Annotated in this window: 1 protein-coding gene; it reads right to left on the bottom strand. The window is 34.5% G+C overall.

The window, feature by feature from the left end:
• Positions 1–26: 26 nt before the first annotated feature.
• Positions 27–232, bottom strand: a 206-nt coding sequence (locus SB717_RS39880) for a DUF3951 domain-containing protein (RefSeq protein ID WP_410908895.1), incomplete at its 5' end; no start/stop codon positions are given.

Here is a 232-nt window from a genome sequence, read left to right as displayed (position 1 = left end):
ACAGCATCGACATACTATAAACGTTTTCAAGCAGAAACAAAAAAATAACCTTGCCTGTGCAAGGTTATTTTTTTCTTCTTGCCATCTCCGTCTTCATCCTCAGATACTAATATTTTCTGTTCTTCGTGAAATTCGCAAATAGTTTGCCCGGTAATATTATCGAAAGGGGTATAAAAAGAAGTGATACTTTTCTTTTTGATGAAGAGTTTGTAGAATCCGATGATGACAAGTA

Source organism: Priestia sp. SIMBA_032, from assembly GCF_046535215.1.
GTDB lineage: Bacteria > Bacillota > Bacilli > Bacillales > Bacillaceae_H > Priestia > Priestia aryabhattai.
The sequence above is the reverse complement of the archived record's forward strand: the minus strand, read 5'-3'. Positions and strand labels throughout refer to the sequence as shown.